This window comes from Salipiger bermudensis (assembly GCF_019801965.1).
GTDB lineage: Bacteria > Pseudomonadota > Alphaproteobacteria > Rhodobacterales > Rhodobacteraceae > Salipiger > Salipiger bermudensis_A.
Map to the genome: position 1 here is coordinate 290,556 of NZ_JAHVIA010000005.1, position 14,691 is coordinate 305,246.

The 14,691-nt window shown below is 69.1% G+C and carries 14 protein-coding genes; 6 read left to right on the forward strand and 8 right to left on the reverse strand.

The window, feature by feature from the left end; translation table 11 throughout:
* Window positions 1–152: 152 nt before the first annotated feature.
* Window positions 153–1,454, forward strand: a complete 1,302-nt coding sequence (locus tag KUV62_RS13195; RefSeq protein WP_222604173.1) for an MFS transporter — start codon at window positions 153–155, stop codon at window positions 1,452–1,454.
* A 91-nt stretch (window positions 1,455–1,545) separates the two neighbouring features.
* Here the strand turns inward: KUV62_RS13195 and KUV62_RS13200 are convergent, their stop codons facing one another.
* On the reverse strand, window positions 1,546–2,148 hold the full coding sequence (locus tag KUV62_RS13200; RefSeq protein WP_222604174.1) for an inner membrane-spanning protein YciB: 603 nt from the start codon (window positions 2,146–2,148) through the stop codon (window positions 1,546–1,548).
* 117 nt (window positions 2,149–2,265) lie between these two features.
* On the opposite strand from KUV62_RS13200, the gene KUV62_RS13205 reads away from it, so the two are divergent.
* Entirely contained in the window at window positions 2,266–2,760 is a 495-nt protein-coding gene (locus tag KUV62_RS13205) for an MgtC/SapB family protein (protein ID WP_222604175.1), read from the forward strand.
* A 189-nt stretch (window positions 2,761–2,949) separates the two neighbouring features.
* On the opposite strand, the gene ftsY is transcribed toward KUV62_RS13205, so the two are convergent.
* Window positions 2,950–4,308 (reverse strand): signal recognition particle-docking protein FtsY, encoded by a 1,359-nt coding sequence (ftsY, locus tag KUV62_RS13210; protein WP_222604176.1) that lies wholly within the window; start codon window positions 4,306–4,308, stop codon window positions 2,950–2,952.
* 194 nt (window positions 4,309–4,502) lie between these two features.
* On the opposite strand from ftsY, the gene KUV62_RS13215 reads away from it, so the two are divergent.
* Both KUV62_RS13215 and KUV62_RS13220 read left to right on the forward strand, forming a co-directional pair.
* A complete protein-coding gene (locus KUV62_RS13215; RefSeq protein WP_222604177.1) occupies window positions 4,503–5,537 on the forward strand; it encodes an alkane 1-monooxygenase in 1,035 nt (344 codons plus the stop codon).
* A gap of 269 nt (window positions 5,538–5,806) precedes the next feature.
* Window positions 5,807–6,199, forward strand: coding sequence for a hypothetical protein (locus KUV62_RS13220; RefSeq protein WP_222604178.1), 393 nt, complete (start codon window positions 5,807–5,809; stop codon window positions 6,197–6,199).
* Window positions 6,200–6,369: 170 nt separating this feature from the next.
* Here KUV62_RS13220 and xseA read toward each other — a convergent pair whose 3' ends face one another.
* The gene (gene xseA / locus KUV62_RS13225; RefSeq protein WP_222604179.1) at window positions 6,370–7,887 is read right to left on the reverse strand and encodes an exodeoxyribonuclease VII large subunit; all 1,518 of its coding nucleotides are present in this window, start codon (window positions 7,885–7,887) and stop codon (window positions 6,370–6,372) included.
* Window positions 7,888–8,049: 162 nt separating this feature from the next.
* Here xseA and purD point away from each other — a divergent pair, with 162 nt between their 5' ends.
* Window positions 8,050–9,312: a phosphoribosylamine--glycine ligase gene (gene purD, locus KUV62_RS13230; protein ID WP_222604180.1), complete on the forward strand. Its 1,263-nt coding sequence runs from the start codon at window positions 8,050–8,052 to the stop codon at window positions 9,310–9,312.
* A gap of 286 nt (window positions 9,313–9,598) precedes the next feature.
* On the opposite strand, the gene dps is transcribed toward purD, so the two are convergent.
* From dps to mgtE, 3 genes are all read right to left on the reverse strand, one after another.
* Window positions 9,599–10,084, reverse strand: coding sequence for a DNA starvation/stationary phase protection protein Dps (gene dps, locus KUV62_RS13235; RefSeq protein ID WP_222604181.1), 486 nt, complete (start codon window positions 10,082–10,084; stop codon window positions 9,599–9,601).
* Window positions 10,085–10,197: 113 nt separating this feature from the next.
* Complete coding sequence (locus tag KUV62_RS13240) at window positions 10,198–10,764, reverse strand: 5-formyltetrahydrofolate cyclo-ligase (protein ID WP_222604182.1); 567 nt, start codon at window positions 10,762–10,764, stop codon at window positions 10,198–10,200.
* Window positions 10,761–12,161 (reverse strand): magnesium transporter, encoded by a 1,401-nt coding sequence (gene mgtE / locus KUV62_RS13245; RefSeq protein ID WP_222604183.1) that lies wholly within the window; start codon window positions 12,159–12,161, stop codon window positions 10,761–10,763. The genes KUV62_RS13240 and mgtE overlap by 4 nt, the downstream gene beginning before the upstream one ends.
* A gap of 119 nt (window positions 12,162–12,280) precedes the next feature.
* On the opposite strand from mgtE, the gene guaD reads away from it, so the two are divergent.
* Window positions 12,281–13,588: a guanine deaminase gene (gene guaD, locus KUV62_RS13250; protein WP_222604184.1), complete on the forward strand. Its 1,308-nt coding sequence runs from the start codon at window positions 12,281–12,283 to the stop codon at window positions 13,586–13,588.
* On the opposite strand, the gene KUV62_RS13255 is transcribed toward guaD, so the two are convergent.
* Complete coding sequence (locus tag KUV62_RS13255) at window positions 13,569–14,120, reverse strand: CAP domain-containing protein (RefSeq protein ID WP_222604185.1); 552 nt, start codon at window positions 14,118–14,120, stop codon at window positions 13,569–13,571. The two genes, guaD and KUV62_RS13255, sit on opposite strands and share 20 nt — an antisense overlap.
* Window positions 14,121–14,248: 128 nt before the next feature.
* Entirely contained in the window at window positions 14,249–14,608 is a 360-nt protein-coding gene (locus KUV62_RS13260; RefSeq protein ID WP_222604186.1) for a CAP domain-containing protein, read from the reverse strand.
* Window positions 14,609–14,691: the final 83 nt, after the last annotated feature.

Genomic DNA, 14,691 nt, shown 5'->3' on the forward strand with positions numbered 1-14,691 from the left:
TTTCTTGGGCCAGCGGCCCCCGCTGCAATGCAGCAGGCACATGGCGGGGCTGCCAAATCAACAAGGGCGCGAGCGTTAACACTCGCTGGTGTTCGCGTTAACGGGAAGGCCCAAAAGAAAAGTGTCCCGGACGCGAACGGAAAAGAAAGAAAATGACTGACAGCACCGCCGATTTTGAAACGGCGACCCAATCGGGCCAGCCGGCGCTCAACTCTCCCGCCAAGGTTCTGCTTGCGAGCCTCGTCGGGACAACCATCGAGTTCTTTGATTTTTATGTATATGCCACGGCGGCTGTCCTGGTCTTCCCGGCGCTGTTCTTCCCCAACAGCGACCCGACCACCGCGCTGCTGGCCTCTTTCGCGACCTTCTCCATCGCCTTCTTCGCCCGTCCGCTGGGCGCCATCGTGTTCGGCCATTTCGGCGACCGCATCGGGCGCAAGGCGACTCTGGTGGCAGCACTGCTGACCATGGGCATCTCGACCGTGGTGATCGGCCTGCTGCCGACCTATGCGCAGATCGGCGTGGTGGCGCCGGCGCTGCTGGCGCTCTGCCGCTTCGGTCAGGGCTTCGGCCTGGGCGGCGAATGGGGCGGCGCGGTGCTGATGGCGACCGAGAACGCCCCCGAGGGCAAAAAGAACTGGTACGGCATGTTCCCGCAGCTCGGCGCGCCAGTGGGCCTGTTCCTGTCGTCGGGCCTGTTCTGGCTGCTGCTGCAGTTCATGCCGGAAGAGACGCTGCTGAGCTGGGGCTGGCGGATCCCGTTCCTCGCCTCCATCGCGCTGATCATCGTCGGTCTCTGGGTGCGGCTCTCGATCACCGAGACGCCGGATTTCCAGAAGGCCATCGACAATGAAGAGCGCGTCGCGGTTCCGGTGTTCGAGCTGTTTGCCAACCACAAGATCTCCATCGTGCTCGGCACCTTCGTGGCGCTGGCGACCTTCGTGCTGTTCTATCTCAGCACTGCCTACCTGCTGAGCTACAACGTCAAGGTGGTGCAGATCCCGTTCACAGACGCGCTGGCGATCCAGATCTGGGGCGCGGTGGTCTTCGGCCTGTTCATCCCGGTGGCCGGCCTCACCGCCGAGCGGTTGGGCCGCCGTCAGGTGCTGATCGGCACCACGCTGGCGATCGCCGCCTTCTCGTTCCTCGTGCCGGTGCTGATGGTCGAGAGCGAGGCCCGCATCCTCGGCTTCGTGACGCTGGCGATGGCGCTGATGGGTCTGACCTACGGTCTGATCGGCACCGCGCTGGCCGCCCCCTTCCCGACCCGGGTGCGCTATACCGGCTCGTCGATCACCTTCAACTTCGCCGGCATCGTCGGCGCCTCGCTCGCGCCCTATGTCGCGACCTGGCTGCAGAGCACCTACGGGCTGGCCTATGTCGGCTATTACCTGCTGGCGGCGGCGCTGGTGACGCTGGTCTGCATCATGGCGAGCGCCCGCGGCAAGGTCTGAGGCGCCTCGTCTCACGCGACACCACCGTCTGAATCGAAACGGGGCCGGCAAGACTGCCGGCCCCGTTTTGCGTCTGCGGGATGAGGGCGGGCTATTTACCTTCCTGCTCCAGACCGTAGCGCTTGAACAGGCTGCCTTGCGTCATGAAGAACAGGAACACCGCGGCGGTGAGGCCGAAGGTCTTGAAATAGACCCATGTCTCGGTGCTCATGGTCCGCCAGATCGCCTCGTTGAGAACCGCCAGCCCGAAGAACAGCGCGGTGACGCGCTTGGTCAGGATCATCCAGCCCTCTTCGCGCAGCGGCATCAGACCTTCCATCACCTTGCGCAGGTAGCTCTCGCCGCGCAGCAGGCCGATGCCGAGCGCGGTGCCGAAGAGCAGGTAGATCAGCGTCGGCTTCATCTTGAAGAAGCGCTCGTCGTTGAGCCAGACCGAGAGCCCGCCGAAGACCACGATCAGCACGGCGGTGACGATCTGCATCGGGCTCAGGTGGCCGGTGAGCTTCCAGAGCAAGGCGGTGCAGACCAGCATCAGCGGGATGAACCCGGCGGTGACGAGGATGAAGCCCTGATACTCGGTGCCGCCGATGGTGAAGACCCGGTCCTTCAGCAGCAGGTAGGCCGCGAAGAAAATGAGGATCGGGCCGATCTCGAGCGCCGATTTCAGGAAGGGGTTGATCTGTTTCGCGCTCATGCGGCCTCCGTGATGTTGCCGCAGAGATAGCCGCTGGCGGGCGCGGTCTCAATGGCAAGCGCGGGGGAACCCGCCGCGATCACGCCGGGTTGTGCCCAGATCAACAGCGGAGGGGACATGTTCGAGCAAATCATCGATGAATTCACCGGCACCTTCTCGGCGGTGCCGCCCTCGGTCGCCTTCGCGCGGCTGGTCGCCGCGATCGTGCTGGCCGCCTGCATCGGCTTCGAGCGCGAGCGGCGCGGCAAGCCGGCGGGGCTGCGCACCCATATCCTCGTCTCGGTGGCGGCCTGCCTCTTCGTCATCCTCGGGCGCGAGCTCGCGGCGATGGAATTCGGTGGCGACGAGCAGCGCAACGATCCGCTGCGGATGATCGAGGCGGTGACGGCGGGGGTCGCCTTCCTCGCTGCCGGGATCATCTTCACCAGCGGCGGCAAGGTGCGCAACACCACCACCGGCGCGTCGCTCTGGCTCGCCGGCGCGGTGGGGCTTGGTTGCGGCGCGGGCCAGATGCCGCTCGCGGCGATGGCGACGCTGATCGTGGTGGTGGTGCTCACCATCGTGCGCGCCTTCGAGAACTGGGCCTGGCCCGACCAGGCGCGCGACGAGTGAGCCGCGCGCGCTCACCCGATCACGGCTTGGCGCGCGGTACAGCTCAATCGCTCGTGGCGTAGCGCGCGCCCTCACCGGGTCGTGACGCCGCGAGCGGAACACCTCAACCGCGAGTCTCGTGGTGTGCGAAACATCTCACACGCTCATCGCGTGGCTTGCGATGCGGCTCCCCCGTTCGGGGCGCGGCGCTCAGCCCTGGTCGAGCCCGGTGAGCGCCGCGGCGAACTCCTCGGGATCGAACGGCGCCAGATCGTCGATCTGCTCGCCAACCCCGATGGCGTGGATCGGCAGCCCGAACTTGTCTGCCAGCGCCACCAGCACGCCGCCCTTGGCGGTGCCGTCGAGCTTGGTCATCACCAGCCCCGAAACATCCGCCACCTGCCGGAAGATCTCGACCTGCGTCAGCGCGTTCTGACCCGTGGTGGCGTCGAGCACCAGAAGCGTGTTGTGCGGCGCGTCGGGATCCTTCTTGCGGATCACCCGGACGATCTTGGCCAGCTCCTCCATCAGGTCCTGACGGTTCTGCAGCCGACCGGCGGTGTCGATCATCAGCAGGTCCGCGCCCTCGGCCTGCGCCTTGGTCATCGCGTCGAAGGCGAGGCTCGCAGGGTCCGAGCCCTCGGGCGCGGTCAGCACCGGCACGCCGGCGCGCTCACCCCAGACCTGAAGCTGTTCGACCGCGGCGGCGCGGAAGGTATCGCCCGCGGCGATCACCACCGATTTTCCGGCGGCGCGGAACTGCGAGGCCAGCTTGCCGATGGTGGTGGTCTTGCCGGAGCCGTTCACCCCGACCACCAGAACCACCTGCGGCGTCTTGGCGTAGAGCGGCAGCGGCTTGGCCACTGGCTCCATGATGCGCGCCACCTCGGAGGCCAGCGCGGCCTTGATCTCCTGCGTCGAGACGCGCTTGCCGAAGCGCCCCTCGGCGATGTTGGCCGAGACCCGCAGCGCGGTGTCGACGCCCATGTCGGAGGCGATCAGCAGTTCCTCGAGGCTTTCGAGCATGTCGTCATCGAGCACCCGGCGCACCACCGGCGCGCTCGGCGCCTCGCGGCCGAAGAGCCGGCCCAGCAGGCCGGGCCTGGCGCCTGTCGGGGTCTCCTGCGGCGGTGCCACCGGCGTCGGATCGAGCGGCGCGGGCATCTCGAGCGGCGGCGCGGCGGGGATCTCGGCGGGCGGCGCCGGGATCGGATCGGCGGGCGGCGTCGCGTCGGGGCCCGGCGCAGGCGTCTGCGCCGGTGCCGGACGCGGCACCGGGGCGGGATCCTGCGGCGCGGGGGCCTCCTCGGGCGCCTTGGACGGCGCCTCCTCGGGCGCGGCGGGCGGCGTCTCGACCGGCGGCTCGGGGGTCTCGGTCGGCGGCGGCGGCACATCCGCCGGGGCCGGGGCCGGAGGCGCGGCCGGTTCGGGCGCCGGCGCGGCGGGCTCGGGAGCGGCGGGCTCGGGGGCGTCTTCCGAGCCGCCCTCCTGCACGATGGCGTCGAGCCCTTCCTCGAGCTTCGAGGACGATTTGAACAGCTTGCTCTTGAGCTTGCCGAAGAAGGACATGTGACGGACCCCTTTTGTACCTGCTCCCCAAGTAATACGCCTTAGAGGCGGTGAAAAGTGTGAGTTGACCGGCGCGTGTCCGGAAGCCAAGCACGGCAGCAGGCCGCGCGGGCGTCGTGCCTTGGGACCGACGGGCCCCGGAGGGCGCTCGACCGGTCGATCAGGGCCGGACCAGGCAGAAGGAAAGACCGGGCATGGCGCGTTTCGCGATCGCGACCCTTGGATTGGCGGCGCTTCTGGGCGCGGCCATCGTCACCGGCGGGGCCCGGGCCGACCTGCTTGCGCTGGTCGCCCTGCTCGCGATCACGCTCGGGGTCTTCCTGCTCGACAGGCTCGCAGCACTCGCCGCCCCGGATTGTCCGGGCGAAGAATTTCCCGCCGGCGACGGGCTGGCGCTGGCGCTCGGGCTGCTGCATTTCCCGCTGCTCTATGGAGGGGCCTGGGCGATTGCCGGCGGCGGCGGGCATGACATCACGGGCCGCGTGGCGCTGTTTTTCGCGCTGTCGCTGTTTCTCGGGCAGGTCAGCAACGCCAATGCCCACGAGCTGATCCACCGTGGCGACCGCCGGCTGCGCCGGCTCGGGGTCGCGGTCTATTGCTCGCTGCTCTTCGGGCACCATGTCTCGGCCCATCTTCGGGTCCATCACGTGCACGCCGCCACCGACGCCGATCCCAACTCGGCGCCGCTGGGCCAGAGCTACTACCGCTTCGCGCCGCGCGCCTGGATCGGCAGCTTCCGCAAGGGCTGGCAGGCCGAGACCGCGCTGCGCCGCCGCGCGAGCGCGCGACGGGGCCTCCACCCCTACCTGTTGTACGGGCTCGGGGCCGCGCTGTCGCTGGCCATCGCCGCCGCCCTTGCCGGAGGTGCAGGGGTTTTGGCGCTGCTCGGCCTCTGCGCCTACGCGCAGGGCCAGCTGCTGCTCTCGGACTACGTGCAGCATTACGGGCTGCGCCGGGCACAGACGCGCGACGGCCGACCGGCCCCGGTGGGGCCGGAGCACAGCTGGAACGCGCCGATGCCGGCCTCCTCCGCGCTGATGCTGAACGCGCCGCGGCATTCCGACCATCACGCCCGCCCCGCCCGGCCCTATCCCGGTCTGGAGATCGATCGCGGGGCGATGCCCCTCCTGCCGCATTCCGTGCCGGTGATGGCGGTGCTGGCACTTGCACCTCCGCTCTGGCGCCGCCTGATGGATCCCCGGGCCCGGGCCTGGCTCAGGGATCCCTAGCACCGCGGGCCTGGCCGGGCCGCGCGGGGACCGAGTCTCCTGCCAACGCGCAAGGGCATGGCAGGTGAGCGTGGCGCTTGCGCGGTGTTCGACAGGTCGTCGGCGGCAGGATGCGACAGTGCGGGTCGGGGCTTTGCGCGGCCACGCCCGAGCGCCCATGGCCCAGATGCCGGCCGGGATGCGCGGCGGACGGCACATTTTTCACCAGCCCGCGGCCGATACGACCGCGCCCCCTTCCGCCCGCAGCCAAGCTCTGGCAGGCTCGCACCATGCGCCTGCTCGTTCTTCTCCTCACCTGCCTGCCCCTGCCGGGCCTCGCCGCCGAGCCGATGTCCGGGGCGGAGTTCGAGCGCTACACCACCGGCAAGACGCTCTATTTCGGGCTCGGTGGCAGCGCCTACGGGGTCGAGGAATACCTGCCCGACCGGCAGGTGCGCTGGTCCTTCCTCGATGGCGACTGCAAGGATGGCAGCTGGTACGAGGATGCCGGGCTGATCTGCTTCGTTTATGACGACGATCCGCAACCGCAATGCTGGAGCTTCTTTCGCGAGGGCTCGGGGCTACGGGCGGTGTTCGAGAACGATCCCGCGAATACCGTGCTTTACGAGGCGCGGCAGGACGATGCGCCGATGATGTGCCTCGGTCCGGAGGTCGGGGTCTGAGCGCGACAGCGCGGCTCTTGAGCGTTTCGAGGGGCTGGTGAGGAGGCATTGGGGGCGCTGCCCCCGCCGCAGCGGAGCTGCGACTCCCCCGAGGTATTTTTGAACCAGAGAAGACAGGCGCGCGGCGAGAGGCCGAGGCGCGTGGCGCTGTTGGCTGGGGCGTGATGCGCTTAGAACAGGCTGCCTTGTTCGGGCTTGTCGGCGGCGGGCTTGCGCTTCTGGCGCGGCGCGGCAGGCCTTGGAGTGGGCGCCGGCGGGGTGCCCGCGGCGGCGGCTCCGAGCGGCAGGCGGCCATCGGAGAACTCGATCTCGAGGGCGGCGGCGGATTCAGCGGCGGCCTTGCGGGTTAGGATGGCCCCCTCGCCGCTGCGCACCACCGCGTAGCCGCGTGACAGGGTGCCCTTGTAGCTCAGCGTCTCGAGCAGGCGGCTGAGCCCGTCGAGGGTGCCGCGAGGGGTCTCGAGGCGACGCTGGCCGGCCTCGTCGAGGCGGCGGGTCATCGTGTCGAGGCGCTCGCGACCCTGCCGGATCTCGCGCTCGATCGGGCGCAGGGACAGGCGGTCGGTGCGGCGGCCGAGGGATTCGCGGCCATGGGCGATGACCCGCGACAGCAGCGAGGGGCGCAGGGCGCCGGCAGCGTCGGACAGGGCGACGCGGCGCTGTTCGGTGCCGCGAATGAGGCCGCGCGGCAGGCGCTCGCCCAGCAGGTCGAGCCGCTGGCGGGGCTGGTCGAGCAGGGTTTCGGCCCTGGGAAGCGCGCGCGACAGGTCGCGCAGGCGCTGGCCGCGCAGCTCGATGCGCTGGCCCATGGCGCGGGTCATGCGGGCACCGGCCTCGCCGGTCCAGCCGAGCAGCTCCATGCGGACGGGCACGGCGATCTCGGCGGCGGCGGTGGGGGTCGGCGCGCGCTGGTCGGAGACGTAGTCGATCAGCGTAGTGTCGGTCTCGTGGCCGACGGCGGAGATCAGCGGGATCTGCGAGGCCGCGGCAGCGCGGGCCACGATCTCCTCGTTGAAGCCCCACAGATCCTCCACCGAGCCGCCGCCGCGGGCGACGATCAGCAGGTCGGGGCGCGGCAGCGCGCCGCCCGGGGTCAGCGCGTTGAAGCCCTCGATGGCGCGGGCGACCTCGGGGGCGCAGGCCTTGCCCTGCACCGCCACCGGCCAGATCAGCACCTTGCGCGGGAAACGGTCGCGCAGGCGGTGCAGGATGTCGCGGATCACCGCGCCCGAGGGCGAGGTCACCACACCGATGATCTCCGGCAGGTAGGGCAGCTTCTGCTTGCGGCTCGGGTCGAACAGCCCCTCGGCGGCGAGCTGCGCCTTGCGCTTCTCGAGCATCGCCATCAGCGCGCCGAGCCCGGCCGGGCGGATATCCTCGATGACGATCTGGTACTTGGACTGGCCGGGGAAGGTAGTCAGGCGGCCGGTGGCGATCACCTCCATACCCTCCTCGGGCTGGGTCTCTAGCCGGGCGGAGACGCCTTTCCAGACCACGCCGGAGATCACCGAACGGTCATCCTTGAGATCGAGATAGATGTGGCCGGAGCGCGGCCGCGACACCCGGCCGACCTCGCCCTTGACGCGGACATGGGCGAACTCGCCCTCGATCACGCGCTTGACCGCACCCGAAAGCTCGGAGACGGAGAATTCGGGGGTGTTGCCGGTGTCGTCGTCGAGAAGATCCATGGCGCGCAGAGTAGCGGCGCGGCGCGGGGAAGAAAATGCCCTGCGGGCGGGATTTCGTGCCCGCGAGGGGCGGTTTGGTGGCGCGCGCGGCGCTGCCGCGTCTTGCGCGCTCGCAGTCGCCTCGCTAGGACGGCGCAGGACCAAGCGGAAGGGGTTTCGGACATGAACATTCTCATTCTCGGTGGCGGCGGACGCGAGCACGCGCTGGCCTGGGCGGTGATGCAGAACCCCAAATGCGACAAGCTCATCGTGGCGCCCGGAAATGCCGGCATCGCGCAGATCGCCGAGTGCGCCTCGCTCGACATCGAGGATGGCGGCGCGGTGGTCGAGTTCTCCGGCGAGAACGCCATCGATCTGGTGATCATCGGCCCCGAGGCGCCGCTCGCCGCGGGCGTCGCCGATGCGCTGCGCGACGCCGGTTTCCCGGTCTTCGGGCCGTCTAAAGCAGCCGCCGAGCTTGAAGCCTCGAAGAGCTTCACCAAGGAGATCTGCGACGCTGCCAAGGCGCCCACCGCCGCCTACGGGCACTTCACCGATGCCGAGGCCGCCAAGGCCTATGTGCGCGACCAGGGCGCGCCGATCGTGGTCAAGGCCGACGGTCTGGCCGCCGGCAAGGGCGTGATCATCGCCGAGACCGTGGCCCAGGCCGAGGCCGCCATCGACGACATGTTCGGCGGCGCCTTCGGGGGCGCCGGCGCCGAGGTGGTGATCGAGGAATTCATGACCGGCGAGGAGGCCAGCTTCTTCCTGCTGGTCGATGGCGAGGACGTGCTGCCGATCGGCACCGCGCAGGACCACAAGCGCGTCGGCGAAGGCGATACCGGTCCGAACACCGGCGGCATGGGCGCCTACTCCCCGGCCCCGGTGCTCTCGGACGCGGTGGCGGAAAAGGCGCTCGAGGAGATCGTCAGGCCCACCATGCGCGAGATGGCACGGCGCGGCACGCCCTATTCCGGGGTGCTCTATGCCGGGCTGATGATCGAGAACGGCCAGCCCCGGCTGGTGGAATACAACGTCCGCTTCGGCGACCCGGAATGCCAGGTGCTGATGATGCGGCTGGGCGCGCAGGCGCTCGACCTGATCCAGGCTTGCGCCGAAGGGCGGCTGGCGGAGGCGCAGGTCACCTGGGGCGACGATCACGCCATGACCGTGGTGCTGGCGGCGGAAGGCTATCCCGGCTCCTACGAGAAGGGCACGGTGATCGGCGGGCTGGACGGGCTGGCCGAGGACAGCTTCCACCAGGTGTTCCACGCCGGGACCTCGGAAAAGGACGGCAAGGTGGTGGCGAGCGGCGGACGGGTGCTGAACGCCACCGCGCGCGGGGCGACGCTGGCCGAAGCGGCGGAGCGGGCCTATGCGCTGGTCGACGGGATCGATTGGCCCGAGGGCTTCTGCCGGCGCGATATCGGCTGGCGGGCTCTCTGAGCGGCCGGAGGTCGGGTCCGAACCCTTAAGTGGCGTGGGGGGCGCTGCCCCCGCCGCAGCAGAGCTGCGACTCCCCCGAGGTATTTCTGAACCAGAGAAGACCCGGGCGTGGTGCGGGCGTCGAGCTTTGCGCCCTGTTTTCCGGAGCGAGGCGCGGACGGGGCGATCTCGAACGGGTCTGGAGCGGGTCGATCGGCTTCGGCACGAAGCGGAGCCGAGACGTGACAAGGGCGCCCCGAGATGGGGGCGCCCTGACGGTCTTGGACGGAGCTGTGCGCGTGCCGCGTCAGGCGGCCTTGGCGCTGTTGGAACCGATGAACCAGGCGTCCTTTTCGGCGGTGCGGCTCACTTCGGTCAACAGATCGGCAGTGTCTTCGTCGCCGGCCTCGTCGGCGGCTTCCATCGACTGGCGCAGTTTGACGGTATAATCGTTGAAGCGGCTCACCAGCGCCTGGACGTGGTCCTCGACGGTCACCAGCTCGGTGGGATAGGGCTCGAGCGAGCTCTTCTCGGCCACGGTCTGCGACGTGCCCTGTGCGAGGCCGCCCATCATCGCCACGCGCTCGGCCATCATGTCGGAGCCTTCGCGAAGGTGGTCGGTCACATCGTCGAGCAGCTCGTGCACGCCGATGAACCCGACGCCCTTGAGGTTCCAGTGCGCCTGCTTGACCGCGTGCGACAGGTCGATGGTGTCGGCCAGACGATCATTGAGAACTCCGATCATCTCGGTGCGGGCGTTTTCGCTCAGGAAGGGAACAAAATTCTGCGGCATATCTCTCACTCCTAGTCGTCAACATGGGATGGCGCCCGGGTCTTTCGTCGGGAGCGCCCCCGGGCGGACCCGGGCTTCGGCATGTCAACGTCGCGGGCGCCGCGCCGGTTCCGTCAGATCGGAGAGATCATCTCGGTTTCGGTGACGATCAGGTCGAGCGGCTGGTCGCAGGGATCGAGCGGCAGCGCCTCGGCCTCCTGCGCGGCATATGCAAAGCCGACAGCCAGCGCCGCGCCCCGCCGGCGCAGCTCCTCCAGCGTGCGGTCGTAGAAGCCGCCGCCATAGCCCAGCCGCGCGCCGGCGCGGGTGAAGGCCACCAGCGGCACGATGAGAATCTCGGGGGTGACGAACTCGGGCGCCTCGGGGATCATCGCGCCGAACGGGCCCGGCACCAGCGGCATCCCGGGCTCCCAGAGCGCGAAGCGCAGAGGCTGGCCCTCGCCCTCGATCACCGGCACGCAGACCGGGCCATAGGCCGAGGCCTCGGCCATCGCGGCGCGCGGATCGATCTCGGTGCGGATCGGCAGGTAGCCCGCCAGAGGCACGCCGCGATGGCCTGCCAGCAGCTCGGACAGCCGCCCTGCCCCGCTGCCGGGATCGGCGGCATGGGCCGCCTTGCGCCGGGCGAACGCGGCCTTGCGGGCCGCCGCCTTGGCCTCGGCCAGAGCCGCCTCGCTCACAGCAGCACCACCCTGGCGAGGCCGAGGAAGGCGAAGAAGCCCACCACGTCGGTCACCGTGGTCACGAAGGTGCCGGAGGCCAGCGCCGGGTCGATCTTGAGCCGGTCGAGCACGACCGGGATCATGATCCCCGCCAGCCCCGCCACCAGCATGTTGATCACCATCGCCGCCGCGATCACCATGCCCAGCACCGCCGAGCCGAACCAGAGATATTCCAGCACCCCCATCACCAGCGCGAAGGCCGCGCCGTTGACCAGACCCACCGTGCCCTCGCGGCGGATGATGCGCCAGACGTTGGAGCCGGTGAGGTCCTTGGTGGCCAGCGCCCGCACCGCCACGGTCAGCGACTGGGTGCCGGCATTGCCGCCCATCGAGGCGACGATCGGCATCAGCACGGCCAGCGCCACCACCTGCGCGATCACGTCCTCGAACTGGGCGATGACGATGCTGGCCAGGATTGCCGTCATCAGGTTCACCGCCAGCCATGGCAGGCGCTGCTTGGTGGTTTCGAGCACGGTGTCCGACAGTCGGCTCTCCTCGCCGACACCGGCGAGGCGCAGGATGTCTTCCTCGTGTTCCTCGTCGAGCACCGCCATGGCATCGTCGATGGTGATGACACCGACCAGCCGCTCGTTCTCGTCGACCACGGGGGCCGAGATCAGGTGATACTGGTTGAAGGCATAGGCGACCTCGCCTTCCGGCCGGGTCACCGGGAAGACGTGGAAGGTCTCGGAGATCAGCGAACGCAGCAGCACCTCGCGGCGCGACGCCATCAGCCGGCCCAGCCCGACATTGCCGATCGGGCGCAGCTTCGGGTCGACCAGCACGATGTGGTAGAACTGCTCGGGCAGGTCCTCGGTCGAGCGCAGGTAGTCGATCGCCTCGCCCACGTTCCAGTGCTCGGGGGCCATCACCACCTCGCGCTGCATCAGGCGGCCGGCGGAATATTCCGGGTAGGTCAGCGATTGCTCGACGGCGACACGGTCGCTGTCTTCCAGCACCTCGAGGATGGCCTCCTGCTGGGCCTCGTCGAGATCCTCGAGCAGGTCGACCACGTCATCGGATTCGAGCTCGCGCACCGCTTCCGCCAGCACCTCGGGGTGCAGCGTGCGGATCACTTCTTCGCGGATCGACTCGTCGAGCTCCGACAGGATGTCGCCGTCGAATTCCTTGCCGTAGAGCTTGATCAGCCGCATCCGGTCGAAGGCGTTGATCTGCTCGAGCATGTCGGCGATGTCGGCCGGGTGCAGCGGCTCTAGCAACGCGACCAGCTGCTCGCGGTCGTCGGTATCGACGGCGTAGAGAATCGCCGTGACGTTCTTCGGCCTCAGCGCATAGGCGTCATCGTCATCGCGCGCGTCCTGTTCCTCGACGGCCTGTTCCGGTTCCTGGGTCATCGCTGCTCCGCTGCCTGCCGTTTCGCCGCAGATTAGGGGATCGCGACGGCAAGCAACAGGGCACATTGCGCTTCGGAGCCCATGCCGTCATGTTGCGGCGGGTTTGCATCGGAGAGACCATGGCGACGCTTCATCTTGGACAGGTCCTGAGCTTTGACGGCTCGCCCTTCGACGAGGGCCATGACGCCGTCTGGCACGAGCGCCACGGCGCGCTGGTGGTCGAGGACGACCGGATTCTCGCTGTGGGCCCGTCCGACGCGATGCGTGCGGCGCATCCCGGGGCGCAGCTGGTCGACCATGGCGACGGGCTGATCCTGCCGGGCTTTGTCGATGCCCACGCGCATTACCCGCAGACCGGCATGATCGCGAGCTGGGGCAAGCGGCTGATCGACTGGCTCAACCACTACACCTTCCCCGAGGAGATGCGCTTTGCCGATCCGGCGCATGCCCGCGCTGTGGCGGGGCGCTATCTCGACCTGCTGCTCGATCACGGCACCACCTCGGTCTGCACCTATTGCACCATTCATCCCGCTTCGGTGGATGCGATCTTCGAGGCGGCGGAGGCGCGCGGGATGCGGGTCTTTGCCGGCAAGACCTGCATGGACCGCGACACCGCCCCCGAAGGCCTGCGCGACACCGCGCAATCGGCCTATGACGACAGCAAGGCCCTGCTGAACCGCTGGCACGGCACCGGCCGCGCCTCCTACGTCATCACGCCCCGTTTCTCGCCGACCTCGACCGTGGCACAGCTCGAGGCGCTGGGGGCGCTCTGGGGCGAGCACCCGGACTGCCTGATGCAGACCCATCTGAGCGAGCAGACCGACGAGATCGCCTGGGTCAAGTCGCTCTACCCTTCGGCGCGCGACTATCTCGACACCTACGAGGCCCATGGCCTGCTCGGCGCCGGCGGGCTTTATGGCCACGCCATCCATCTCGAGCCGCGCGAGCGCGACCGGTTGTGCGAGGTGGGCGCCTCGCTGATCCACTGCCCGACCTCCAACACCTTCATCGGCTCGGGACTCTTCGACATGGACGGGCTGACGAAGGAGGGCCAGATCGTCGGGCTCGCCACAGACACCGGCGGCGGATCGTCGTTTTCCATGCTGCGCACGATGGCGGCGGCCTACGAGATCGGCCAGCTGCGCCACCGCCCGCTGCACGCGTCGGAGCTACTCTGGCTGGCGACGCAGGGCTCGGCGCGGGCGCTGCATGTGGCGGATCGCATCGGCAATCTTGCTCCCGGCATGGAGGCGGATTTCATCGTGCTCGACCTTGCCTCGACGCCGGCCATCGCGCAGCGCGTGGCGCAGGCCAGCGATATCTGGGAGGCGCTGTTTCCGACCATCATGATGGGCGATGACCGCGCCATCGCCTCGACCTGGGTGGCCGGCCGGAAGCGCCGAGCCCCTATTTCGGCCGGGCGGTGATCAGCACCCAGTAGTCGCCAGACCGCCCGATGCCGTAATCGGTCACATCGGTGCGGATCATTGTCTTCAGGTGCGAAGGCGATCCGGTCCAGCTTTGCAGCACGAAGTCGAACCCGCATGGCGTCCAGCCGACATTCTCATGCACATGGCGGAAGCGGTAGCCCGCCGCCGTCACCCGCTGCCCGACCTTGCTGCCATCCGAGCCCACATGGGTGACGGTCTGCAGGCGTGCCACATCCCGGGCATGCGAAGAAGCGGCCGAGGCCAGCGCCTGCGAGCGGCGCAGGGCCGGAAGCCCCCTGCCCGCGCGATAGGCGGCAAAGCCCTGATCCGCGCTCATGCCGCTGCCCGCCGGGCAGCCACGATCGCTGAAAACGGTCTGGGTCGGTGCGTTTTCGCCGGCGCGCACGCCCGGAGCCGCCCCCGTGCTCCGCACAGCCGTGACGGACCCTGCCGGAGAAGCGTCACGCACGTCGATCTCGACACAGGCGACCAGCGGCACGAGAAGAAGAAGGCGCGCGATGGCGGTCATGGGGGGCATGCGGGGCTCCTGTCACACGGCGCACCCGGAACGGATGCGCCCATTGGTGACAAATAGCCCGTGGGCCACCCGCTGGCCATTCTGTCCTTTCACAAGCGGCGGCACGCCGCCGGCCCGTCTCAGCGCGGCGCGGCCAGCACCATCGCGTAGAAATTGCCTGCCCGCGCAAGACCATACTGGGTGACGTTGGTCTTGAGCATGTTGCGGCGGTGGCCGGCGGAGTTGATCCAGAGGCGCATAGCGTTCTCAGGCCCCTGACGGGTCTGCGCCACGTTCTCGGCGGCCGCGCGGTAGCGATAGCCGGCGCGGTCGAGCCGGTCGGTCATCGAGCCGCCATCCGAGCCGGTATGGGTCATCAGGTTCATGCGCTGCATGTCGCGCGCATGGGCCTCGGCCGCCGCCTGCAGCTTCGACGAGCGCGACAGCGGCCGCAGCCCGTTGGCGGCGCGATACTCGTTCAGCGATGGCACCTGGGCCATCGCCGCGGGCTCCGCCGCACTGCTGAGCGCTGGAGTCGACGGTGCGTTCCGGCTTGTGATGTTGGCTGGTTGGCTGGTGCAGC